Origin of the sequence: Microcoleus sp. MON1_C1, assembly GCF_036701945.1 — a bacterium.
Classification (GTDB): Bacteria; Cyanobacteriota; Cyanobacteriia; order Cyanobacteriales; family Microcoleaceae; genus Microcoleus.
In genome coordinates this window covers 94,446-120,590 of sequence record NZ_JAUBRO010000010.1, presented here as the reverse complement: position 1 = coordinate 120,590, position 26,145 = coordinate 94,446, and the positions used below count along the sequence as shown (strand labels likewise).

Sequence of the window (26,145 nt, the reverse complement as noted above, 5' to 3'; positions counted from 1 at the left end):
GTTCAACTTACCTACTGACAGCCAAATTGTTAATCTCCAGTCGGCATTGGTTTGTTAAATCCTGTTTGCTGCTACTCAATACCTCAAGCAGCAGATAAATGGGATTTTTGCCCTCAACTAATAGATTTAAGTCGATCGCACTTTTTTGACTATAAGCCATCTCTGCTGAGTCTACTAATTTACCTTGCTTGTCCCACAAAGTCAAGCGCAGGGCAATTCCCGGACATTGTTTGTTAGGTAAATTGAGTTTGCCGGTAACTTTCGCTTTGTCTGAGATGGCACCTAAATACAGGAAAGATGTATCGAGTTTCTGGCTATTTTTAATGGGATGAGTTACAATATTATATAGATTATCCGATTCTTGACTGACTGAATAATTAGCACTTGTGTAGATTGATTGATGCAAACTAATCCAATCTAACTGCGTGCCTGGTCGATCGACTATTTGCCGCTGCATCGCCTCAAGAGTCCTAACTGCCGTTGCTGTATCAGTCGGCCGCACCCTCCGGTAAACGCTGACAGTCACGCCGTTTTCTAGCTTAAACTGTTGCGGTAGCACTTGGAAATCGCGGGCAATTTCCCAGTTTTGAGTAAAGGCATCGTACACAACTTTAACAACATCTTGTTCGTGCGATCGCAAAACTTGTTCGTCACTCGGTAACACCTGCTGAAAGGGTGTAGCAACCACCGCATATTGTGACTGCAACAACTCCGGTAGCGGGTAAGTATCGCGCGAGTCAATTTGCGGCCTCCCGATTGTATTTAATTTCCACCAACCCTCGGGCGGGTTTAATTTTCGGTTGGCTTGTCTGAGGATATTAGCATTAAAACTGTTAGAAGCACCGGCAATATAAATCGGTTCTTCATTCGGTGCTAATTTTCGCAGAAACTCTACTAATTTTACAACTTCGTCGTAGTCCGATCGCACTAACGGCGGAAAATTACCCACAAACAGTCTGGGCAAATCAATTTTGAGAGGAATTAACCCGACTGCGGCATTTACAACCAGGTACAAACCCGCCGCGCCCAGCATCAAATACCGCACTTTTCCCTTGAGTGTCAGCCAAGTTGTCCAGAAAAATGTTGACAATCCCAAAAGTGCGATCGGTGTAAGATGAATTGTATAGTGCAAGTAGCCGTAACGCAAAACTAACAGCCATTCAACCAGCGACAAAACCCCAAACAACGAAACAAAAATAGCCGCCGCCGGAACCAGCCTTCGAGTGATAATTCCCGCCGAAAAACCAATCAGTACCAGCAGCCAAGTTCCCAAACCGTAAAAATCCGCATAACGAGTTAAAATATCACTTACAGGCAAACTCCAAGCGACATACAAATTGCGGTAGTCAACCGTCAGAGCACTGCGAGTAAAATCTCCCGCTACCAACATTAAAATAGTCAAGCTAGTTGCAGCTATTAACCCTAACTTTACACCCGATTCAAACAAGCATCGGTAGGGAAATGGCACTGCCGCGTCCTTGTGTTTTGAAGACGACAACGCCGTTTTCCTACAGTATATTAGTACAATAAACTCGATGAAAGCCTGTAAAGTCGCTGCACCAAAAAATGCGATCGCACTATAAGCAAAATGGCGCCGCAACAGAATCGCCGCCGCCAGCAAAAACCCAATTAACGGGATTTTCCACCAAGATTTCAGCTTAACATCCTGCAAATAAACCCAAATTGCCAAGGCTACAAACACACAGCCGCCAGTATCCAGATATCCCCGCAGAGTCGGTATCCAACTCATCGGAATTAATAAACTCAGCAGCACAGTTGACCAAAACACGCGGCGGGGATAAACTGGAATTAGCTTTGCAGAAATTGCCCCCAGCAACAGGCGAAACGGCAGCACATAAATCAGGGATACGCTGAGAATGTAACTCAGGCGAGACTCACCAAATAAGAGAATAAACGGCACTAACGGCAGAGAAATTAACAGGTTTTTTTCCTTAGATAGCGATTCTATAACTCCGCGCCATGCTTTATCTGGCGAGTCTCGAAATAAATTTGCCGTGTTGACTGTAGCGGTATTGTAGCCCGCGTAATCCCACCAATAAAAAGTATGTTCGCTGGATACATAGATTGATGTAACGGTCACGGTTACAAGAACAAGTAAAAAAAGAAAAAAGCCATCAATCAAACTCTTGCTAGGCAATTTAAAACAAACAAAATCCAATAATCCCATCACTCTCGCAACCCTAAATAACTTATAAACTTCTTCTTTCTCTCTTCCTTCGCGCCCTTTGCGCCTTCGCGGTTCGTTAACTTACCTTAAAACAGTACCTTGCAAAAAACCGGCCAACTTTTCTGCATATTGCCGATTCGCGATCGCACTTGGATGAAGGTCATGAGGTAAATTATTATTGGCAGGTATTTTCAAATCAACTGAAATATCCGCCGTAGCAATTCCCTCCTGACTTAACTCCTCCAACATCTTAGCAGAACCTGTATTAATTCCCGCCACAACTAACTTAACACCATTAGCCTCAGCCACACGGTTAAACTCTTCAATAATTGCCTTAGAAACCTCGTGACTTTTGTACAATCCCTCTTCAAATTGATTGTAATTAACCTCCAAAAAATGGCTTAATGCAGAAACCCGCATCAGGGGGAACTCGTGATATTCAAGTTTTGCCATCTTGTAGGTAAAATTATTTTCTCCATTCAGCCTAGCATCCGGCTGGAATAAAATACCGAGTTTATTCCAAGCAGCCATCTGCTTTCTTCTCGCCCTTAACAAAGTATTGCGGCGGTCATGAAATCCGGCATAAGCAATCACCGCAATTTCGGGTTTATTTCCTTGTTTTAGTGCTTCTTTGAATTGAATCAACGAGTGCAGCGTGCCGTAGCCGTTAACGCCAAAATTAACTATTTCATATTTGGGTAATTTCTCTTGCAGCAACCAAGCATAAGTTTCGCTGTCATTCAATGACCAACCGTAGGTAAAAGAACAGCCGAATATCCAAATTTCAGGTTTTTTTGACGATAATAAATTGTAAGTATTGAGGGGATGTGTTATTCTTAAACTATTATTGAGATGAGTTGTATTAAATGAGTAATTGCCGTTAAGTGTCACCTTGAATTTACCCGGCCAATGCTTGTAGCCAAGTTGCGAGTCTTTGGTAAAAAAGTTACCTTTGGGTTCGACCGCAACATCAACATTTTCTATTTGCCAGGGTTTGTATCCCGCAACTCGTAAGACAATTTCAGCCGTGGTGGTAGATAAAAAAATTGGAAAAATTAGATATGTTATTAATTGGAAAATAGAGGTTTTAATAAAGTTTTTTTTCATAATTTAACGTAGGGGCGGGTTTTACAAACAATATTTGAGGTTCACAAACAATTTAGATAAACCCGCCCCCACACAGCCGATAATCTAGATTAACCTGATGTTCGAGATACTCCAAAAAAATGTAGATTCCGATTATTCGTTGGGCGGGGGCGGGTTTATTATATTGTGGGTCTTACGCCGATATTGTTTGTAAAACCCGCCCCTACAATGGTCTGTAGGGGCGGGTTTTACCAACTATCTATGTCTAAAACACACAATCTCGTAAACCCGCCCAACCGAGCGATTAATTTCTAATAACCAGGCTCCTCCTCGTACTCAGGAGTCTTAGTCTTCTCAGGGATATTCACCCGAGGAGCCTGGTAAGGCTTCGGTGCCTCATCGTCAGCCCAAGCATCAGCTTCCACATCATCCTCGTACTCGTACTCGACCACAGGCGCCTTCGGGCGAGAACTCTCAGAGCGAGTGTACTGTGGCTTCGCCTCGTACTCCTCTTCGTAATCGTCCTCCTCGCCGCCCCAATTATCTTCTTCGTAATCCTCGTAATTGTCGATAATCGGCTCAGGCTGCGCCGCGCGCATCGGCTGGCGCACCGCAGGCCGATTCCACTGCGAATCCTCATCCCAAGGAACTTCCTCCACCGCAGGCGCAGCTACCCGGCTCCGCATTTCCGGTGCAGGTATCCGCACGCCCGGGCCCAATTGATTTCCTGTAGCCACGGGTTTCGGATAATAACCTTGCTCGTCCTCTTCCCGTTCCCAAGGTGCTTGACCCAAACCGACGCGCTCCAGCAAACCCACACTAAGCTGCCTGAGCCTTTCCTCGGAACCTTCAAACACAATCAAGCGATTCGGGCCGCTGCTGACAATTTCTTCAATCCCCAACTCGTAAGTGCTGAGAACTTGGTCGGGGATTTGGGGGATTCCCAGGGAAGCGATAATTATAGAAACTAACTTACCGTCTTCGGGGTCGAACCTAAAGCCCCGCACCCTACCTAAAAGTTCGCCGGTTTCGGTAATAACTTCGCTGTTAATCAAAATGCTGTAGGCTTCAACATCAACATCATCTTCGATCGCGCTCTCATCTTCCACCAACAGCACGTCGCCGATTTCACTAACATTACTGAGGAACATAAACCTCGGCATTCCAGCGACCGCGAATATATTATCTCGCAGACCGATCGCCACAACTTCCCGCCGGTCAATGTCCACCCACAATTGACTAACCACCCCCAAGCGTTTACCTCTGTCGCGGGTGATGACTTGAGTGCCGAGAATGTCGGAGCGTTGGCAAATTTGTTCGGATGTCATTCTAAGTTTAATCCTGATTTATTAAGTACATATATCACTCAACACGATCGTTAACAGAGACTCCGGGACTACAACTTCAGTCCTATGACTTGAGTATAAGCTCCCCGCGCTTGAGTAACGCCAATTGTACGCTCAGCCGATTGAATCATAGGTCGCCGCAAACTCACAACAATAAACTGGGCTTGTTCAGACTGTCGTTTTATCATTCTAGCCAATCGCTCCACATTTGCCCCATCCAGAAACATATCCACTTCATCAAAAGCGTAGAACGTAGACGGGCGGTAGCGTTGCAGCGCAAAAATAAAACTCAGCGCCGTCAGCGACTTTTCGCCTCCAGACATGGAAGCCAGCCGCTGTACGGGTTTGCCCTTCGGGTGAGCAACCAAATTCAACCCGCTGCTGAAGGGGTCTTCCTGGTCATCTAGCTGGAGATAGCCATCGCCTTCGGAAAGTTCCGCAAAGATAGTCTGGAAGTTCTCGTTAACCGCGTCGAAAGCTTCCTTAAAAGCGCGCCGCCTGAGTGTGGTAAAATTTTCGATTCTCAACAGCAGTTCAGTGCGTTCTCCTTCCAATGTCGTCAATTTTTGACTCAATTCTTGAAGGCGTTCTTGAGTGCGGTTGTACTCTTCCAAGGCTAGCATATTGACCGGTTCTAAAGCTTGAATGCGTTTGGCGATCGCCTTTACTTCCTGCTGCAATTCCGTCAAATTGGCTTTCTCGACATTTTCAGGAATCGACGGCACGGGGTCGGGCATTTCCGCCCGCTGCGCTTCCAATAGAGTGCGGACTGCGCTCAATTGTTCCCGGCGTTCTTGCTGGGTTTCGTGGAGTTTTTGCAACTGCCATTGTAACTGCTGTTTGGCTAAATGCTGTTCTCGCAGTTGAGATTCCGCGCGATCGCGATCTCCCTTCTGCACGCCCAATTTTTCCTCAATTTCCCCCAAAGCCGCCTTAGCTTCCGCAATTTGCCGATCGAGTTCTAACTGCTGCGAAACAATGCGATCGAGTGCATCCGCACCCGCGTTTTGCTGCACTTGCCATTCCTGCAATTTCTCGCTACCTTCCTTAATTTTGTCTTCCAAACGCCCGAATTGATTTTCCAAGTCTACAAGGCGCTGCTGGACGTTTCTCAGAGCCAATTCTCGCTCTTGGAGCTGCGCTTCTAGAGCGCGCAAACTCGATTGCATTTGCTGCCATTCGCTGTGACTGTTGGACTCTTCCAACTGCGCCAAAGTTTGGCGGTATTGCTGCAATTGAGTTTCCTGTGCGGGCAATTCTCCCTCCAGCAACTGCAATCTCGATCGCGAATTAGTTAATTCCTGTGTATTTTTCGCAATTTGCGATCGCACTTGTTCCTGTTGCGCTTGCAAATTCTTAATTTCTGAATCCAACTGTTCCAAGCGCAACTGATGTTCGCGCAAATTTTGTTTCGCTTCCATCAATTCTTGGCTGCGAGTTTTAACAGAAATAGAAGCGCGGTCGATCGCAATTTTGCACCGTTCCAAAATCCGCTCAATTTCCTCCAACCTTTCTTGCAGAGATGCGATCGTCCGCGCTTCACTAGCAGCCTCACTAGCCTCAACCGTGCCAAAATGCAAGGTAGATCTGTTAGTAGAACTTCCCCCAGTCATCGCCCCGCTAGTTTCCAAAATTTCCCCGTCCAAAGTGACAATCCGGTACTGTCCCAAATAGCGGCGGGCGTCGCTGAGGTTGCTAAACACAACCGTACTGCCAAAAACGTAAGCAAAAATTTCCTGATACCGGGAATCGCAATCAATCAAATTAACAGCCGCATCCACAAACCCAGCCGCGCGCCGCAAATTTTCATTCACCGAATACCTGCCGCCTCTAATCTTATTCAAAGGCAAAAACGTCATCCTTCCCGCCCGTTTTTGTTTCAACAATTCGATCGCAGCAGCAGCCACGCTGTCATCTTCCACCACCATATTTCCCATGCGCCCGCCCGCCGCAATTTCCAGGGCTAATTGATAGCGCGGTTCCACCCGACCGAGTTGAGCTACCAAGCCGCAAACTCCGCCAATTCCGCTTTGCGCGACAATTTTTGCAGTAAACGTTCCCGTCGCTTCTTGCAGTGCTTGAAACTGCACTTCTAGTTTGTCTAATTTGCGCTGTCTTTCGCGCTGTTCTTCCAACAAACGAGTTTGAGTTTCCTGTTGCAGTTGCAATTCTTGTTCGGCTTCGAGTAAAATCTGAGTCAGCGATTCTACTTGCAAAGATGCAACGCCTTTGGTTTCCACAAGGCGAGATTGCTGCTCTTTTTTCCCTGCAATTTCCTGTTCCAATACTTGCAGCGATTGGTTTTGTTCTTGAATTTGACTTTGCAGGCGATCGGATCTTTCGCCAATGGTAGCTTGTTCTGTACGCTGCGGTTCCAAAGTTTGTTGAATTGTTTCGATTTGGCGGTGCAGTTCCGTTTGCTGCTGTACCCAAACTTCGGCCGTCGAAGCGATCGCATTTGCAACTTCCCGACTTTCATCTAAACTTTGCTGGGCTGCGTCCCGCTGTTCCTGAAAACTCCCCTGCTGAGACTTAACATAAGATATTTCAATCTCAATTTGCTCCAAACTTTGGCGGAATTGGCGAACTTCTTCCTCGGTTTGTGCTATATTAGCAGCCATTTGCCCAGCAGTTTTTTCCAAATCCTGTTTGCGGTTTTGCAGTTGCCGCCGTTCCGCTTCCTGAGTTGCAATCGTCGCTTGCAAAGCCAACAATTCCGACTCTCCCAAAGCTTTAACGCGGGCATTCAGCGCGTCAAGTTCGGCGGTTGCTTCTTGAATTTGGGTGCTAATTGCTTGCAGTTGTTCGGTGAGAGATGCCGAAGTGCGATCGCCCGTTTCGATTTGTTCTCGCAGCTTCCATTCTTGTTGCTGCAATTGCCGGAATTTCAGCACAATTTCCCATTGCGACTTTTCTTGAAATTCCGCCCGCAATTTTTGATATTTTTCCGCTTTTGTGCGATCGGAAGCCAGTCTATCGCGCTGAGAAATCAGCTCTTTTTCCACAATACTGCTGCGTTCTTCCACCTCCTTAACTTCATCCAACTTCTGCCTAGCTAAAGAAATTTTGCGATCGAACTGAGCCACGCCAGCTAATTCGTCAATGATTTCTCTGCGTTCCTTAGAATTCATCGAAATAATGCTCGTAACGTCTCCTTGCAGCACGACGTTATAGCCTTCGGGATAAATTCGCAAGCGGTTGAGTTGTTCGTGAAGTTGAGTCAGCGTGCAAGGTTGGCCGTTAATGTAATAAGTTGAAGTGTAAGTACCTTGGCGAGTTACCCGAAGTTTCCGCGTCACACTCCATTCATCCGATTTTGGATTTTCGATTTTGGATTTTCGATTGGTAGCGAGTAGTTGCCCGTTGTTGTCTTGAGTTGCTGCGATTTCAATCTCTTCTACGTCTTCAACAGATAACTCTTCCGATTTTCGATTTTCGATTTTCGATTTTCGATTGGCAGATGATTGGCCGTTGTTGTCTTGAGTTTCGGCAATTTCTATCCCTTCGAATTCCTCTGCTTCAACAGATAACTCATCTGCTGCATTTTCCTCCTCATCTTCATCCCGGGCGAACCATTCCTCCCCCACATCTTCCAGCGCAAAAGTCGCAGTCACGCTAGCTTCGATCGTACCGCGTTTGTTTTGGGCGCTGTTCACCAAATCCGGCAAACGTTCAGCCCGCATTCCCTTAGAACTCGAAAGTCCGAGACAAAACAGCAAAGCGTCGAGGATGTTGGACTTCCCAGAACCGTTGGGCCCGGAAACCACAGTAAAACCGGGCAGCACGGGAATGGCCGTCGTGCCGCCAAAAGATTTAAAGTTCGTCAGTTCGATCCGTTTAATGTGAACCATATGCTAGGAGTAGCTTTGGCTCTAGGTTGTTGTCACAGGGTAGCACAGGCAATGGGGCGATCGACAATGTGTAAACTTTCTGGCATGGTCGATCGAACCGATATCTTACACCTTTGTTAACAACCGAGTCCGCTTTTACTTAAAAAGATCGTTGACAAAGGTACAACATCTGAGAGCCGAGCGAGCGCTACAAATGAACGTAAATTTTGATACAGATAACTTCATGAGACTCGATCGATATTATTTGTGCGCTAAAACCTGAAAGCCTTGTCCAGAGCGAGTGCCAGCAAATATAATTCCCGGAATTCCTAATGTTACCCCTAGACATATAAAAACTTTCCGGTAAAATCGAACCAAAATTAATAATGTATAAAGTAACGAAGCGCATTATGGAGGGCAAACCCATTACACCAGCTCAGAACTCATCTAACCTGCCAGCTTCACCTGAAAGCGACGAACAACAAGTATTACAAATTTGGGGTCGCGAACCCCTTAAAGGACACGTCAAAATCAGTGGCGCCAAAAACTCGGCCTTAGTCGTCATGGCAGGCTCCCTGCTATGCCCAGAGGATTGCCGTCTCCGCAACGTTCCCGGTCTAGTCGATGTCGCCCGCATGGGACAAATTCTCTCGGCTGTAGGAGTCAAATTACAGCAGAACGGGGACGTTTTAGACATCAACGCCAGCAACCTCATAGACGCTCAAGCCCCCTACGAATTAGTCAGCCAACTGCGGGCGAGCTTCTTCATCATCGGGCCGCTGGTAGCGCGTTTGGGATTTGCCAAAGTGCCCTTGCCCGGTGGGTGCGCCATCGGCGCGCGACCTGTTGAACTCCACGTTCGCGGTCTGCAAGCCCTCGGTGCGGAAGTCCACATCGACCACGGCACCGTTCACGCTTACGTCAAAGGGCCAAACCGCCGCCTGAAAGGAGCCAAAATTTATTTGGACTACCCCAGCGTCGGCGCAACTGAAACTTTGATGATGGCGGCGACTCTGGCGGAAGGAGAAACCATAATTGAAAATGCGGCTCAAGAGCCGGAAGTCGCAGATTTGGCGAATTTCTGCCGCGCCATGGGAGCAAAAATTCAAGGCGCCGGCACGAATACGATCGTCATTTCGGGAGTGCCCAAGCTGCACGCGGTAGACTATTCAATTATTCCCGATCGCATTGAAGCCGGAACATTTTTAGTAGCAGGAGCCATCACTCACTCGGAAATCAGTTTGTCGCCGGTAATTCCCGACCACCTGACCGCAGTCATTGCCAAATTGCAGACAATTGGGGCAAAAATTATTGCAGAATCCCCCGACATTTTGCGGATAGTTCCCGGCCAAACTCACTCGGCCACAGACATCGAAACTCTGCCTTATCCCGGTTTCCCCACAGATATGCAAGCTCAGTTTATGGCTTTGCTCACGCTGAGCGAAGGCGACAGCTTGATCAAAGAAACCGTGTTTGAGAATCGCTTGCGCCACGTAGCAGAGCTCAACCGCATGGGCGCAGACATTCGCCTTAAAGGCAATGTAGCGATTGTGCGGGGAGTGTCGCGGCTGTCGGGCGCGCCTGTCGTGGCAACAGATTTGCGGGCTTCGGCGGCGTTAGTGCTAGCGGGACTTGCAGCCGATGGTGTCACAACCATCAGCAGCTTGCAGCACTTAGACCGCGGCTATGAGCAGTTAGAGGTGAAACTGCAAAAATTGGGAGCGAAGTTGCGGCGCGTCAAAGAGGGTACAGACCCGGCGACTGCTGAGGCTCCTGTCAATCCCGTGCGATCGGGTTTAAAGTAGTCAGAAGGAAGAGGGAAGAGGGAAGAAGGAAGAAGGAAGAGGAAAAAAGGAAGAAGCAAAAGAATTCCCCATGCCCAATTCCCCATGCCCCATGCCCAATTCCCAATTCCCTATTCCCCATTCCCAACTGACTAAAATGTCGAACATACCGCTCATCGGTTTAAAAGCAGACCAGTTTCGCCACCCGCTAGACTTGGAAGCTACCAGCACTCTCAAACAACTGCCCGGCCTGGATTTGATCGTGCGGCAGTTGCTGGGACAACTTGGCGAACAGTTTTTTATGCTGGAAAATCTGGCTTCCAGCGTCCAAGTCGGCGAAAATCAATTGCCCCACCTGCATCAATTGCTGTTGGATGCCTGCAAAACTCTGGATTTGGAAGCGCCGCAGCTTTATGTCCGCCAGCATCCGATGCCAAATGCTTACACTTTTGCGATGCGGGGAAAACAGCCTTTTGTGGTGATGCACACTTCTCTGATTGATTTGCTTACAGACGAGGAAGTTAAGGCAGTAATTGCTCACGAGTTGGGTCATTTGAAGTGCGATCACGGAGTTTACCTGACTCTGGCTAATTTAATTGTGTTGGCCGCGGGCCAAATTTCGCCTGTGGGAACCGTGCTGGCGCAGGGTTTGCAGGCGCAAATGTTGGAATGGTTGCGGTGTGCGGAATTTACGTGCGATCGCGCCGCCTTGCTCGCCACCCAAGACCCAAAAGTGGTAGCATCCCTGTTGATGAAACTGGCCGGAGGTTCGCCGACTTTAGCTCCCAAACTGAATGTCGATGCGTTTTTGGCGCAGGCGCGGGCCTATGACGACCTCAGCAGCACTCAACTCGGAGATATGCTCAAACAAGCTCAGACGGCTCAGTTGTCCCATCCTGTACCAGTATTGCGCGCCAGAGAGATCGATCGTTGGGCAAGTTCAAAAGATTATGAATCTTTGCTTGCAGGAAATCGATCGGTGTGTTATGATGGTGAAACCCAAAAGGGCGGGTGGCGAAATTGGTAGACGCATCAGACTCAAAATCTGACACCGAAAGGTATGAGAGTTCGATTCTCTCCCCGCCCACTTCTAGAAAATCTTAATAAATCTAGGGTTCCAGATGATAAGTCTGGAACCCTAATTTATATTGGGCATCGGGCATCGGGCATCGGGCATCGCCAATTGCGAATTGGTAACTAATGACAACAGTCAACAGTCAACAGTCAACAGTCAACAGCCAACACATTTTATGGGTGAATTAGCCGCTTTAAGCGCTGCATTTGTCTGGGCTCTATCTTCCACCATCTGGCAGCGAGTGGGACAGCAAATCCCCGCAGTCGTGCTAAATTTGCTCAAAGGTGCGATCGCCCTTTTCATGCTCCTTGCCACTACACTAATTTTAGGCAAATCTTTACCAGCACTCAATCCCCATATTTTAGCAATGCTGCTCATCAGCGGCGCCCTAGGAATTGGCATCGGAGACACCGCTTTCTTTATCGTTTTAAAATATTTAGGCGCGAGTACGAGCTCGATAAAATGCTCGTTGCTGCTGACTTCGCACAACTGAAAGATGAGAAAGATTTATCCGCTCAATAATTCGGGGCGGACTACCCACTCAGGAACGATTTTGCATCATTTGAGGTGCATCGTTGAGCGATTTACTCCGGATTATTGAGCGGATACAGAAAGATGTTACGCTTTATTACGAAAAAAAAATTATCTACCCCTTGAGATAAACTAATAGTCATTCCCGGAGCTGTCAAACTTGCGACCAATTCTAGCAGATGTTGAGTTTATCAGCACTAAGGGAAATACCGTCATCAGCAAACTCGATGAGGATTTCTTAACAGTTTGGCAAAACAAGTCTAATAGCATATATCACATTAAGTGATTACCAAAAACTGAATGTAGAGACGTTTTTGGCGCAGGCGCGAGCCTACGACGACTTCAGCACCACTCAACTCGGAGATATGCTCAAACAAGCTCAGACGGCTCAGTTGTCCCATCCTGTACCAGTATGGCGGGCCAGAGAGATCGAGCGCTGGGCAAGTTCAAAAGATAAAGATGAGTAATCAGGCAAGCAATATATCTTCTTTGGATTTAGCTATGGTTCCAGGGACAGTATATATCCAAGATTGTGTCTCGAATCAGTTAAGTAAACTGTATACTCTTGATTTAGCCACAGGTAAAGCAACATTCATCGGTGAGCTCATTACAGAAATGTATGATATCGCCTTTGTTGATTCACAACTCTATGGCATTGAGCAAGAAGGGGACACAACGCAGCTCGTTAAAATTGACATCACAACAGGTGATACGACTGTCATTGGGGATACGGGCTTTGCTACAGTCGGCTTGGCTTATAATCCCCAACGTCAAACCCTTTATGCCAGCACAGCTAAACAACTGATTGCCCTTGATATTAAAACAGGAAAAGGTACCCCAGTAGCTACCGTAGCTAATAAAGACTACAACTGTGGTGAACTTGCCTTTGATAGCAATGGCATAGCATATATCACATTAATTAGCTACGAAAAGAAGAAATTACTTGCTAGATGCAATCTCGATACTAGCGAAGTTAAAACCATTGGTGATACCGGATTTCCTGGTATTGGCAGTATGGAATTTGTTGGCAATGTCCTGTATGGCGTTACGGGCAGATTTTTTAACTTGGGAAAAGACGGTCAATTAATCCGCATTAATACCAAGACAGGTAAAGGCACATTAGTGGCTCAAACCAAGCCTAGGGGTCGTTGGGCAGGCCTTGCCGTTTATCAACCCGCACCAGAAGTGATCCCAACCATCACTTCAAAAGTTAACACTGAAGCTACACAAGCTCCACAACCAACTACTACAACTCCTGAGGAAACTATGCAACTGTTAACCATTGATACCAAAGAAAACTGTTACGTTATCAATACCGATCAGATGAATAACTTGCAACAAAATGTTGCTAAGTCTCTGACATTAGACAAAGGAACTTTTGACATCCAAATTACCAGTGGTACCTACAGTTATAGGGCCGACAATACCGCCGGTGAGCCTTTTGTTTTTCTCTGGATTTATGGACTTGATGGCAGTACCTTTATCAACACAAAGACAGGTGTTGAGACAGGTGGAACTTGGGCAACTTTAAACGGCTATAACGACAAATTGCAGTTAGATATCAAAGAAAAAGCTGTAGTCTGTGCTTTATTCTTTGATATCTATAGTGATGATAATCAAGGACAAGTCACTGTTTCAATCACTGGCAATCAACAAAATCCCCAAACTTTAACCGTTGATAGCAAGAAAAACTGCTATCCGCTTGATAGCAATACTCTCTCAAATCTTAAAAAAGCCAATGCTAATTCAATCGAGTTAGCCCCAGGAAACTATCGCGTCAAGATTCGGGAAAGCAATGCCACTTATGGAGCAGAAGCAAAAAATTTCCAATTAGAACCTTGGGCATTACTCTTGATTCAAGGGGGAAATTTTATCTCCAAGTTGACAGGAAATGAAGTTAGCGAAAGTTGGTGTTCCTTAAATGGCTTCAAAGATGACGTTATTTTTGAAGTCAAAGAAAAAACAACCATCTCCGGCTTCTTTTTTGATACATACATAGAAGATAACGAAGGGCAAGTTGTTTTAGAAATCAACAACATCACTGATGTAGAAGTAGCCGAAGGATATGGAGGGTCATCAATAACATCTGGCACGGGCAGCAGCGAAAGCACTGTTAGTGTAGTGGGTGGTGGTAGCACAACTAGCTCTGGTGGTACAGCAGTTACCTCTGGTGGTGGTACAACTAGCTCTAGTAGTACAGCAGTTACCTCTGGTGGTGGTACAACTAGCTCTGGTGGTATACCAGTTACCACTGGTGGTACAACTAGCTCTGGTGGTATACCAGTTACCACTGGTGGTACAACTAGCTCTGGTGGTGTATCAGTTACCACTGGTGGTACAACTAGCTCTGGTGGTATACCAGTTACCACTGGTGGTACAACTAGCTCTGGTGGTATACCAGTTAACACTGGTGGTACAAGTATTTCTGGTTCTGAAAATATCAATATTGGCAGTGGATTTAACTTCAGTTTTGACCAAGATCAGATGGAAAAAATGTGGCAGCAAATGGCAGCCCAAATCAATACTTCCATCACAGTAACAGGTGACCCAAACGAGAAAAAAGAAGCTTATTGGGACAATTTGGAAAAATGGCTGCTTAAAGGCTATCAAACTCAAGCTAAAGACTTAGGCATGAGGGTAGCACGGCTGGACTTTATGTTTAAGACTCTTACCCAGCAAATGGAAGTTAGTTTTAATCAGAATTTCCACAATTGGTCGGGGTACTTCAACAAAAATCTCAACGACTTATTTATTTCCCGAATCCCCCGCATTGTTAGTGAGCAGGTGAATTTAAGAATCTCTGAACAAACCCAAGAGATTAAAAATTTAGTCGTGCAACAAATGCAAACCGAACTCAATGAGCGTATTGAGTCCGTCGTTAATCTCAGAGTGTCTAATCAGACTCAAGAAGTTAAGAACCTCGTAGTTCAGCAAATGCAAACTGAACTTGAGCAACGGATTGAGAATGTAGTTAACATCAAAATTGCCAATCAGTCTACAGAGATTAATACCACGGTAATTAATCAAATATCGGCTGATATTGATGAGCGCATTAGTAACTCGGTTAATGTCCAAATCGCCAATCAATCTCAAGAGATCACTAATCAGGTAATTCAGCAAGTCCAACAAACTATTGATCAGCGTGTTGAGAATGTGGTGAGCATCAAGATTTCTGATCAAACCCAGAATGTGAAGAATCTGGTGATTCAGCAAATGCAAACTTACATCGATCAACGCATCGATAATGTCGTGAACCTCAAAGTGTCTAATCTATCTCACGATATTAACACTCAAATTGTTCAGCAAATTCAACACGACATGGATCAGCGGATTAATGCGGTAGTTAATCTCAAAATTGCTGACCAAAGCCAACACATTAAAAACCTGGTCATTCAGCAGATTGAATCTAACATTGATGACCGCATCAATACGGTTGTTAATCAATCTAGCACGAGCAACGTGCAGTTAGTGACTAATAATATTGTCAACGATCTTGACAATCGCATTAATGTTAGCTTGGATAACAAGATTCTCAACTTCCGTAATGATGTCTCTACAATCGTCAAAACTGAGCTGAACCAAAACTTCACGCAGAACCTCAAAAATACGATTTTTTCAGAATTGAGACAGCAACAATTCTACCTGGATATCAACTTGATCAAGTCAGAAGTTGAGAACTTCTACTCTAATCTTGCACAGTTTGAGAATCAGTTCTATTTACGCATTGAACAAGGGGACACTCAACTGTATAACTGGACGCTGGAACAACTTATTGCTCTCCAAGGTTGCTTAACAGATCGTCAGGCTTTAGGGGATATCTTTGAATCTTTCGCCAAGAGACTCAAAGACGAATTAGAGAATGCTGAATGCGTTCGTCCCGATCGTTTTGGTTCTTGGGTAAGAACAGATATGCGGTCACAATTTCAACCTACGCAATCTCCGGAATTACCACAAGGTTAATCAGTAGGTAGACATCTATATTGGGTGTCCGAAGAAAGGAACGAAGCAATCCCAAACCGCAAGCGAATTGCTTCTTTCCTCTATTCGGACATGATGGTATTGATTTATGTTCACCGCCCACTGCTAAAAAAAGCTTAATAAATCTAGGGTTCCAGGTAGGCTACCGGGAACCCTAATTTATATGGCATGAGGAATCGGGCATCGGGAATTGCGAATTGGTAACTAATGACAACAGTCAACCGTTAACAGTCAACAGTCAACAGTCAACAGTCAACAGTCAACAGATTTTATGGGTGAAATCGCCGCTTTAGGCGCTGCATTTGTCTGGGCTCTATCTTCCACCATCTGGCAGCGAGTGGGACAGCAAATCCCCGCAGTGGTGCTAAACTTGCTCAAAGGCGCGATCGCCCTTTTCATGCTCCTTGCCACTGTACTAATTTTAGGCAAACCCTTACCCGCCATCAACCCCAATATTTTAGCAATGCTGCTGATTAGCGGCGGTCTAGGAATTGGCATCGGAGACACCGCTTTCTTTATCGTATTAAAATATTTAGGCGCGAGGCGAACGCTGCTTTTAGAAACCCTATCTCCCCCTTTAACAGCTTTATTGGGCTTAATATTTTTGCAAGAAAAGTTATCGCCCATTGCTTGTACTGGCATTCTTTTAACAATCTGCGGCGTAGCGTGGGTAATTGCAGAACGAACAGCCGAAACAACCTTATCATCAAAACATCTTTGGCAGGGATTAGGTATTAGTTTATTAGGACAAACAACCCACGCCGTTGGAGCAATTTTATCCCGCGCCGCCTTCACTCAAATAGATATCGATCCTCTGTGGACGGCGGCCTTGCGTTTGAGCGGCGGTATGGCAGTCATGCTGTGCTTTTTTAAGCCAACAAACCTTGAGAGTTTCAAACAATTAAAATCATCCAAAATATTAGGTGCCATAATTCTGGCAGCTTTTTTAGGAACCTATCTCGGGATTTCCCTGCAACAGACTTCACTGAAATATGCACCCGCAGCAATCGCTCAAACACTCAGTTCTACCAGCCCCCTATTTATACTGCCTTTAGCGGTGCTGGCGGGCGAAAAAGTGAGCATTCGGGCTGTTTTGGGGGTAGTTGGTGCGATCGGCGGGATCGCCTTATTATTGGGTTTGAAGTGATTAGATTTGAGACAGAAGTGTTGCGTGTCGCTAAAAAGTCAAAAAATAGGCTCTTTCTTAGTTGGTGTCCTTAAATATTAGTTTAAGTAGCCAAAAACGGGTCTTCCATACTTAGTATGCTCAAATATAGCAATCCTCGCATCATTTGTGAATTTCTTACTTCCTCCCCTCGGGTTCGGGGTGGGTTGGGGTGGGGTAAAAAATTTACGACTCCTGCAAGGATTGCTATATTAGTTTAACTAGCCAAAAACTCAACTACGTCTAAATTGACTGTAAAAACGTATCAATTTAAGTTAAATAATAGTTAAATAATGAGTCAGTTTATTGCCATTGCCCAAGACCTCGAAACTCTGATAGAATAACAACTCCGACAAGTTAAAATAAAACTATCGGGAGTAATGGAAAAGAAAATTGCAACCGCTCGCCAGAAGGAAGAGGAAGTGATTTATGCTTCTCATACTGGGGTAAAAAACTTGGCAGAAATCCGTAAGCATTTTGACGTGATCATCCAGTACATCACGCAGGTAACAGCTAATCCGAATACTTGAAGCTGCAAAAGTGCGATCGCCCTTACATCCCAACTTGTCAAAAAGCGCGATTTAAGGGCGATCCGATATAACCATCAACAACACGGCGATGGAGGAAACGGCACTGCCGTTTCCTGATTTCGGGCTACTCTTACAAATTGCAACTCATATCCCCAGATAATTGACTGAAACGCGCATTTTCCCGATAGTCTACCGGACAATCAATCACGCAAGGGACATCTAGAGCCAGGGCTTCTTTCAGAATCGGAATTAAATCCGTTGCAGCTTCCACTCGATAGCCTTTTAAACCCATACTTTCGGCAAATTTCACAAAATCGGGATTGCCAAATTTGACGAAATCGGAATGACCAAAATAATCTTGCTGCTTCCATTCAATTAACCCGTAGCCGCCATCATTAAAGATCAGCGTCACAAAATTAGTACCGACTCGCAAAGCAGTTTCTAACTCTTGACAGTTCATCATAAAACCGCCGTCGCCGGTGGCTGCTATTACTTTGCGATCGGGATAAACGAGTTTTGCAGCCACCGCACCCGGAATCGCAATTCCCATCGCCGCAAATCCGTTAGAAATCAAACAGGTATTCGGGCGATCGCAATGATAGTGCCGCGCGATCCACATTTTGTGAGCTCCCACATCAGATATCAGAATATCTTCCGGGCCCAGGACTTGCCGCAAATCGTAAATGAGTTTTTGTGGCTTGATCGGGAAACCGTCGTCGGCTGCATATTGTTCGTACCCAGCGCGAATATCCGCCCGCAATTGCTTAGCAAAAGGATCTACTTTCTCCATGCGATCGGCACGCTGCAAAATTTCATTGAGGGAATCAGAAATATCTCCCACAACTTCTATAAGAGGAATATAACTGCTGTCAATTTCTGCTGGCAAAGATCCAATGTGAATAATCGGAATTTTTCCTTCTGGATTCCACTTCTTCGGGGAATATTCAATCAAATCGTAGCCAACAGCAATCACTAAATCCGTTTCTTCAAAAGCACAACTAATATAATCCCGTTTTTGCAATCCCGTCGTCCACAGTGCCAAAGGATGAGTGTAAGGAATTACACCTTTGCCCATGAAAGTATTAGCTACAGGAATATTCAATCGAGTAGCAAATTGTGTCAAAGCATCGCTGGCGTTAGCGCGGATCGCGCCGTTTCCTACTAAAAGCAGAGGACTTTTTGCCTTGGAAATTGCCACAGCGGCTTTATTCAAGCTTTGGTAAGCGCCAAAAGTTTTTTCGCGGTTGTCTTTGGTGAGCGGAGTTCCTTCAGCAGGCATTGCTGCGATGTTTTCAGGTAAGTCAATGTGAACTGCTCCCGGCTTTTCACTTTGAGCTACTTTAAAAGCTTTGCGGACAATTTCTGCCGTTGTGCTGGGGCGAACAATTTGAGCATTCCACTTAGTAACTGGCTCAAACATAGCAACCAAATCTAAATATTGGTGCGATTCTATGTGCATCCTGTCTGTGCCGACTTGTCCGGTAATTGCTATTAAAGGAGCGCCGTCTAAGTTGGCATCAGCAACTCCTGTCATTAAGTTAGTTGCGCCTGGGCCCAAGGTGGACAAGCAAACGCCGGCTTTGCCGGTGAGACGACCGTAAACGTCGGCCATGAAAGCCGCGCCTTGTTCGTGGCGAGTAGTAATAAATTTAATTGAAGAGTTTCTCAGGGCTTCTAAAATTTCTAAATTTTCTTCTCCCGGAAGTCCGAAGACGTATTCGACGCCTTCATTTTCTAAACATTTTACCAATAGTTGAGCTGTGTTCATTTCCGTTTCTCTCCTCGGTTAATGGTTTTTTTTGGTCTGTTTAAACCGATCGCAAAAATACTAAATGGGAATTTTTAACCGCAGGTAAACGCAGATAAACGCAGACTTATGTAGATTTGTGCGATCGGTTGATAGAGTGGGAGCTTATTTCACCCACACTGTTTTTATGTTAACAAATTCGTGCATTCCTTGGATGCTCAATTCGCGTCCGTAACCGGAGCGTTTGATGCCGCCGAAGGGCAATCTAGGGTCTGATTTTACTAAACCGTTGATGAATACCGCGCCGGCCTCTAGTTCGGAAATAAAGCGATCGCTCTCTGAGTTTACTGTAGTCCAAGCTGACGCACCCAAGCCAAAAGATGTGCTGTTTGCGAGGGCGATCGCCTCATCCATGTCTGCCACTCGGAATACTAAAGCTACGGGCCCGAAAAATTCTTCTTGACGGGCAGAGGCATTCGGCGGAATGTCTGCCAGAATAGTTGGCAAGTAGAAATTGCCGGCCTTCTCTGACAATGGGCGGCCACCTGTCAGAAGTTTTGCTCCCGATTGGACGCAAGTTTGCACTTGATTGTCCAAGTCTTTGAGGATTGCGGGAGTAGCTAAAGGGCCGATATCGGTTTCGGGCAACATCGGATCGCCTACTTTTAATTGCTCGAATTTTTCGACAAATCCTGTGATGAATTCGTCGGCAACCTCTTCTGCTAAAATAAAGCGTTTGGCTGCGATGCAAGATTGACCGTTATTTAGCATCCGGGATGTCACAGCAGTTGATAAAGCTGCTGCTACATCGGCGCTGGACATCACAATAAAGGGGTCGCTTCCTCCCAATTCCAGCACTACTTTTTTCAAATTTTTGCCCGCATTTGCTGCCAAACTTTCACCCGCTGGTTCGCTACCGGTGAGAGTTGCTGCTTTTATACGATCGTCCGCAACGATATCAGCTACTTTGTCGGCGCCGACTAACAAAGTTTGAAAAACTCCTTCGGGAAAGCCAGCAAGCGTAAAAATTTCTTCGATTTTCAAAGCGCACTGAGGCACGTTGGAAGCGTGTTTGAGCAAGCCGACATTGCCCGCCATCAGTGCTGGCGCCGCAAACCGAAAAACTTGCCAAAATGGGAAATTCCAGGGCATGACGGCTAAAATAGGGCCCAGCGGTTGGTAGCGGACAAAGCTGCTGCTAGCGTCAGTGGTTGCCGGTACGTCTGCCATAAATTGAGCGGCATTTTTGGCGTAATACCGACAAACTAAGGCGCATTTTTCCACTTCGCCGATCGCAGATTTGAGCGTTTTGCCCATTTCCAGGGTCATCATTTCAGCGTAAATTTCGCGATCGCGCTCCAAGATGTCTGCAGCTTTCTGCATCCACAGGGCTCTCTGCTCAAACGGCAGTTGGCGGTATTTTTTAAAAGCTTGCTGTGCTAATTCCAGCTTAGCTTCTATTACCTCATCCGCGATCGGCTCGAAAGTTTTCAGCGTTTCTCCCGTTGCCGGGTTGATAGTAGCAATAGCCATGGTTTCATCTCCTGTGTGAAAAACACAAAACTCCCTGCTAGTTTTCAGCCTCGGCAGGGAGTTGTATCAAGGTATTACAAAATAGGAATTTACCGGCCACGTTTTCTTTCAGGTCTTGCCAAGTTGCAAGTACCGCGATTTGTTTAAATTTCTATACTTTTAATTATAGTTCAGAGTCTCGATCGCAAATCTTAAGAAAATTTGTCTTTCTGAAATCACGCACAAATCTCAAGAACAGGCTAGACGGCCTGTTCCACAAAAGTTAAATGTTTTTGTGGGGCGTCCCGCCCGCCCCTGACCGCTTTATTCACCATTAATGGTGCAAGATGGATGAAATATCTTGTCGGGTGTCCCGCCCGCCTTGCATTCTCAAGAACAGACCCGACGGCCTGTTCCATTACACATTTCTCAATTCCTCTCCCTCAAACAGACTGTTCCTGGACGTAATCCTGCACGTAAGACTGATAGTAATACCTGCTGCCTTTATCGTTATTCGCCACCATTCCCAACAGCGGAATTCCGGCCATTTTTAAATCTTCAAAAGCCAACAACAGCGCCTCCCGCTCAGTTTGATGCAGCCCCACTACCAGCATCAATCCGTTAGTGTGAGCCGCCAACAAATTCGCATCCGCCAAACCCAAAAGCGGTGCAGTATCGTAAATAACTAAGTCAAAATGACTTGACAAAGCTGCCATTAAATGCGGCATTTTTCGGGAAGAAAGCACCTTTGTGGGATCGAGAGGAACCGGGCCGGAAGTTAACACAAACAAATTTTCATCGCGGGGCGATCGCAAAATCACCTGTTCCACATCCACATCCTCAGCAATCACATTGTGCAAGCCTTGCCAATTCGGTAAACCCAGCATTTCGTGTACCTGCGGGCGCCGCAAATCGGCATCCACTAACAGCACTTGCTGGCCCATTGCTGCAGCAGCCCGCGCCAGATTGACTGCTACAGTAGACTTGCCGTCAGCTACTTGACAAGAAGTAATTACACAAGAATTGATCGGAGTATCAAGGTTGAGTAAGCGAATATTCGCATTGAGCGATCGAAAAGCTTCTTGAAAAGCATCCGTCGGCATCGGCGAAATTGCCACATCCACCGGGCTTGTCTCAGCAGGAGGAAGTCTCAAAATTTTATCGCTAGCAGGAATTACCCCCAACAAAGGCAGGCGAATCGACTGTTTGACATCCTCTGGAGTTTGGAACACCGTTTTATTGTTAAACCGTTCCGCCAACTGCGCCGCCAGCATACCGAACAGCAAACCAGCCAATCCCCCCAAAGCCAAATTCAAAGGCATAATCGGAGCAACAGCCATCAACTCGCCATTTTTGTAGCGCGGAATTTCCGGCTTAGCAATAACTTCCCAAGCCACCTCTTTTTTGCCCACAGATTCAAGCTGCAAAGCTTGCTGTTTTGCCAGCAAACCATTCAGCGTATTGTTAGTTAAATCCAACTCGCGCTGCAAATCGGAATAGCGTCGCAAAATCACCGGTAATCCTTGAGAGTATTGATTCAACTGCTTAGCAGCTTGTTCCAAAACTTGATTCCGCACGCCCAGCACCTGAATTAAATTAGCAGTACCGATAAACTGCTCGATTAACTTAATCCGCACCGGATCTTGAAAAGCCAGCACTTGCGAATTTACCTTAGCCAAATCAGTTCCCAGAACCTGTTGGGCTTCTTTCTTCAATAAAGGAATTAGGTTTTTGCGCTGTTCTCGCAACAATTGCATTTGCGGAGTTTCGTCTGTAAACGTAGCCGAGTTAATCGCAATTTGCCCTTCTAATTGCTGCAATTGAGTCAGCATCGCTTGATAGCGGGGAGCTTGACTCAGAGCCGAGGCCATCAGCGCTTGCTTCTGGTTCAGTCCGAGCTGATTTTGCAGATTGGAATAGAGCAATCTCTGCTGATTGAGCTGCGTTTGCGCGTCCAATCTTTGCGTTTGAAGTTGGCTGATTTGCTGCGCCAGTTGTTGGGTTTGAATTTGCGGGTCGATGAAATTGTACTGCTGCCGCAATTTTTGAATTTCTGTTTGCAGAGCTTGTTGGCGCTTTCGCTGGTTGGGAATTTGCGATTTCACAAAATCCAGAGTCTGACTAATTTGAGTGGTGGTATCTTGCACGCTGTAGTTGCGGTAGCCTAGCGCCACTTTTTCCAAAACAAACTGAATTTTTTTCGGATCGTAATCCCGATATCTCACTTCGATAATTTTGGTATTTTTGAAGCGATTAATTGACAACCTACTTTCCTGAGAAAACGGCAAATTATCTGCTTTTTGGTTCAAGAGGTAGTTGTAATTTATTTCGGGATACTTAGCCTGCAACTGTTTAATAATCGGCGACATTACTTGCGGGCTTTGCAAAACTTGAATTTGGGATTCGTAGTCAAAACCGGCCTTTTCGGTCGTCGCGGGGCCCGCTGGTTGCAGTTTCAGCTCACCGGAGTATATTTTTGCTAAAGTATTTTGCGTAACCGTTGGTTCTACTAATAATTGAAAGCGCCCTTCGTACTCGCTTTTTTGATTCAGTGTCCAGGCGAAAACTCCGGTAGTCACTGCCGCTGCTACGCCGATGACTAAGATGGAGCGACTGCGGCAAACTTCCCAAAAACTTAACTCTTCTGCCTCGGTTGTGTTTCTGCCTAAAAATTGATCTTCTTCATAAAGCCCAGAAGACCTTTTTCGCAGATCAGCGGCTTTTTTATGATTAAACAGTGCTACTTGAGATTGTTTCCCTGGTTTCATTTGATTTCTACAACTTATTAGTTTAAACGTCTGTATTGGTGGCGGAGTTTCAGGAAATCGGTTGATTCCTAGATATTTCATTCCCAAACCGCAATTTTTTCTAGAAAGCGGGTTTCTGACGTGTTAATGCCAGTCTATTCAAATCACCTAAAAATATCGAACAACCGAAATATTCCTAACAGCGGGCTGAGAGGAGCGAGAGTCCCGCCTACATTATCCGAGAACGTAGCGCGACCCGATCGCCTTACCATAATTACATCATTATTTTGCAGTTTGGGATTAGATTCTTCATTGGCTGTTGCAGAAAAATTAACCTTAACATTTAGCTGGGAAACAGTGCCGTTAGGATTGAGACGAATTAAATCCACCGAATCCATTTGGGCCCGCGCTTTATTAAAACCTCCCGCTGCTACCAGCGCTTGATTTAAAGTAGTGTTTGGCAGCACCGCAATTGCTCCGGGTTTCACGACTTCTCCCACAATGTTCACCTTAATCGTATCCGGTGAAAAATTAGAATTAGCAACTTGTTCGTCTTGGACTGCATCGAGATTTTCGGCTTTGGGAACGATTACCGTATCTCCCTGTTGCAGCGCTAAATCTTGGGATACATCTGCCCCTTCCAAAAGTTGCCACAAATTCACATTAATAATTTGTTCTGTACCCGCCCGTGTCAGGCGGCGAACTTGTATTTGTCTGATATCAGCTACCGGCGTAATGCCGCCCGCCATTTTAATTGCCCTCGTTACAGTTTGCTGCAAAACAGTTTCCCCGCTGTTGGTTTCGCTGGCAGCAAACAAACCAGAATTTTCACCCATTTCATTCTCTTGTACCCTACTTTGAGTCTCTTTTGCCAAAGTATAAGTACCGGGGCGAGTTACTTCGCCCACCACAGCAATATTAATTGGTTGAGTGCTTTGTCCGGTAATGTTAGCTACTGCTAAAGTCGGTGCTTCTTGGCGGTTGAGGCTAGTTACAGTGGGAATAAATATAGTATCGCCGTCGCGCAAAGTCATATCGGCCCGCAAATCGCCGTTTTGCAATAATTCCCACAAATCCACACTAATAATTTGTTCCGGTGCGTTACGTTGGGGGCGCCGGATTTTGATTTGCCGCACGTCTGCTGACTGGGTAATTCCACCGGCCATTCGCAGAGCCCGCGATATCGTTGGCATTTGAGTTCCCATTTGCTCTGCTGTGCCTCCGGGGCCTGCTGCTGAGGATATTGTATAGGCTCCGGGGCGGTTGATTTCGCCCGCGATCGCAATTTGCAAAGGACGCGGTGCCAGCAATTTCAGGGTAATCCAAGGACGTTTGAGGTATTTGCCGTATTTGTCTTTAACAGCATTAGAAGCTTGTTCTAGGGTCATCCCGTACACCGAAACGCTGCCAATTAACGGCAAATTCAGGGAACCGTCTGCCTGTACTTGGTGTTGACCGTTGGGGCCGCTGTATTCCGGGACGTTGAAGATGTCCATTTGAATACGATCGCCCGCTCCCAAAGTGTAAACTTCCGATCGTACACTTGAAGGTGCACTTGCCGGAAATCCCTGAAATCCCGGTGCTGCCGGAACCGGTACAGGAACAGGAGAACCCGAAGCGGGAGGAGGAGGAGGAGGAGGAGGCATAAACTGGGCCGCCGCAGGAGATGAACCCACCGCCGCCAGCACTGACACTGTTAAACTTTGGACAATTAAACTTTTTACAGCAGTGCTTGCCCAATCACCAAGCTTGCAGCTTTTGCGGGAAATGTCTCCCCCATCGCCTCTCCTTGCAGCAAAGGGGAGAAATTCTTCCCTTGGACTCTCCGCGAAGGAGAGAGAAGGGTGAGATTTTTTCTCAAGTTGCACCTTGCGCGAATCACTTTTCACCACCATCGCTTTTTGCCCCTATCCTCATCCAACCCCGCCAACATCAAATGTAACCCAACTCTTCTAACTTGCTTAGAACTTTTTTAACACTCTCTTCCACACTTTCTCGCTCTGTGTAACAAATAATCTCAGGATTGAGCGGTTCTTCATAAGGATCGTCAATTCCCGTAAAACCCTTAATTTCTCCTGCTCTGGCCTTAGCGTACAGGCCCTTGACATCGCGACCTTCGCACACTTCTAACGGCGCTGTGATATATACTTCAACAAAATTGGGCTCCATTGCTCTAATTTCGTCGCGAATTGCTCTGTAGGGGCTAATAGCTGCAGTCATTACGGCTACTCCATTGCGGCTCAGCAGGTGAGCGACAAATCCAATCCGCCGAATATTAGTATCTCGGTCTTCTTGGCTAAATCCCAAACCTTTTGACAAGTTGGTGCGAACGACATCTCCATCCAATATTTCAACTTTGCAACCTCTTGCCTTCAATTCGGGTTCGAGAGCTTTGGTGATAGTTGTCTTGCCGGAACCGCTCAGCCCGGTGAACCACAAAATAAAACCTTTTTCCATTTTCAGTTGTTTATTAGTAACTCGGAAACTTTTAAGACGTAAAACTTTATAGATGCTGTTCCCTTTTTTCTATTATCGTTATTCGCGGTGTCAAATTGCCAATATTTGCGCGCACACAATGAGAAATCAAAAGTTGCGATCGCTCCTGCGGTCATTTAGTAACAAAATT

The 26,145-nt window shown here is 46.0% G+C and carries 16 protein-coding genes and 1 tRNA gene; 8 read left to right on the top strand and 9 right to left on the bottom strand.

Annotation, left to right across the window (positions count from 1 at the left end):
• Positions 1-7: 7 nt before the first annotated feature.
• From QUA62_RS08035 to smc, 4 genes are all read right to left on the bottom strand, one after another.
• Entirely contained in the window at positions 8-2,101 is a 2,094-nt protein-coding gene (locus tag QUA62_RS08035; protein ID WP_333403365.1) for a hypothetical protein, read from the bottom strand.
• Between the two features lie 168 nt (positions 2,102-2,269).
• Positions 2,270-3,295: an SGNH/GDSL hydrolase family protein gene (locus tag QUA62_RS08030; protein ID WP_333403364.1), complete on the bottom strand. Its 1,026-nt coding sequence runs from the start codon at positions 3,293-3,295 to the stop codon at positions 2,270-2,272.
• A gap of 290 nt (positions 3,296-3,585) precedes the next feature.
• The gene (locus tag QUA62_RS08025) at positions 3,586-4,602 is read right to left on the bottom strand and encodes a PRC-barrel domain-containing protein (protein WP_333403363.1); all 1,017 of its coding nucleotides are present in this window, start codon (positions 4,600-4,602) and stop codon (positions 3,586-3,588) included.
• Between the two features lie 68 nt (positions 4,603-4,670).
• On the bottom strand, positions 4,671-8,471 hold the full coding sequence (gene smc / locus QUA62_RS08020; protein ID WP_333403362.1) for a chromosome segregation protein SMC: 3,801 nt from the start codon (positions 8,469-8,471) through the stop codon (positions 4,671-4,673).
• Between the two features lie 365 nt (positions 8,472-8,836).
• Here smc and murA point away from each other — a divergent pair, with 365 nt between their 5' ends.
• The 8 genes from murA to QUA62_RS07980 all read left to right on the top strand — a co-directional run bounded on the left by murA (position 8,837) and on the right by QUA62_RS07980 (position 17,513).
• On the top strand, positions 8,837-10,255 hold the full coding sequence (murA, locus tag QUA62_RS08015; RefSeq protein ID WP_333403361.1) for a UDP-N-acetylglucosamine 1-carboxyvinyltransferase: 1,419 nt from the start codon (positions 8,837-8,839) through the stop codon (positions 10,253-10,255).
• Between the two features lie 136 nt (positions 10,256-10,391).
• Complete coding sequence (locus tag QUA62_RS08010) at positions 10,392-11,261, top strand: M48 family metallopeptidase (protein ID WP_333217264.1); 870 nt, start codon at positions 10,392-10,394, stop codon at positions 11,259-11,261.
• Positions 11,240-11,321 (top strand) — tRNA-Leu (locus QUA62_RS08005). The genes QUA62_RS08010 and QUA62_RS08005 overlap by 22 nt, the downstream gene beginning before the upstream one ends.
• A 103-nt stretch (positions 11,322-11,424) precedes the next feature.
• The gene (locus tag QUA62_RS08000; RefSeq protein WP_333403360.1) at positions 11,425-11,802 is read left to right on the top strand and encodes a DMT family transporter; all 378 of its coding nucleotides are present in this window, start codon (positions 11,425-11,427) and stop codon (positions 11,800-11,802) included.
• Positions 11,803-12,154: 352 nt separating this feature from the next.
• Positions 12,155-12,307, top strand: coding sequence for a hypothetical protein (locus QUA62_RS07995; protein WP_333403359.1), 153 nt, complete (start codon positions 12,155-12,157; stop codon positions 12,305-12,307).
• Positions 12,300-15,800, top strand: coding sequence for a hypothetical protein (locus QUA62_RS07990; RefSeq protein ID WP_333403358.1), 3,501 nt, complete (start codon positions 12,300-12,302; stop codon positions 15,798-15,800). The genes QUA62_RS07995 and QUA62_RS07990 overlap by 8 nt, the downstream gene beginning before the upstream one ends.
• A gap of 289 nt (positions 15,801-16,089) precedes the next feature.
• The gene (locus QUA62_RS07985) at positions 16,090-16,965 is read left to right on the top strand and encodes a DMT family transporter (RefSeq protein ID WP_333288792.1); all 876 of its coding nucleotides are present in this window, start codon (positions 16,090-16,092) and stop codon (positions 16,963-16,965) included.
• Between the two features lie 398 nt (positions 16,966-17,363).
• Positions 17,364-17,513 (top strand): hypothetical protein, encoded by a 150-nt coding sequence (locus QUA62_RS07980; protein WP_333403357.1) that lies wholly within the window; start codon positions 17,364-17,366, stop codon positions 17,511-17,513.
• Between the two features lie 130 nt (positions 17,514-17,643).
• Here QUA62_RS07980 and QUA62_RS07975 read toward each other — a convergent pair whose 3' ends face one another.
• From QUA62_RS07975 to cysC, 5 genes are all read right to left on the bottom strand, one after another.
• A complete protein-coding gene (locus QUA62_RS07975; protein ID WP_333403356.1) occupies positions 17,644-19,281 on the bottom strand; it encodes an acetolactate synthase large subunit in 1,638 nt (545 codons plus the stop codon).
• Between the two features lie 144 nt (positions 19,282-19,425).
• Positions 19,426-20,793 carry an NAD-dependent succinate-semialdehyde dehydrogenase gene (locus QUA62_RS07970; protein WP_333403355.1) on the bottom strand — a complete coding sequence of 456 codons (1,368 nt, stop codon included), beginning with the start codon at positions 20,791-20,793 and terminating at the stop codon, positions 19,426-19,428.
• Positions 20,794-21,215: 422 nt separating this feature from the next.
• On the bottom strand, positions 21,216-23,540 hold the full coding sequence (locus tag QUA62_RS07965; RefSeq protein ID WP_333403354.1) for a polysaccharide biosynthesis tyrosine autokinase: 2,325 nt from the start codon (positions 23,538-23,540) through the stop codon (positions 21,216-21,218).
• Positions 23,541-23,683: 143 nt separating this feature from the next.
• Entirely contained in the window at positions 23,684-25,414 is a 1,731-nt protein-coding gene (locus QUA62_RS07960) for an SLBB domain-containing protein (protein ID WP_333403353.1), read from the bottom strand.
• A gap of 37 nt (positions 25,415-25,451) precedes the next feature.
• The gene (gene cysC, locus QUA62_RS07955) at positions 25,452-25,982 is read right to left on the bottom strand and encodes an adenylyl-sulfate kinase (protein ID WP_190656752.1); all 531 of its coding nucleotides are present in this window, start codon (positions 25,980-25,982) and stop codon (positions 25,452-25,454) included.
• Positions 25,983-26,145 lie beyond the last annotated feature (163 nt).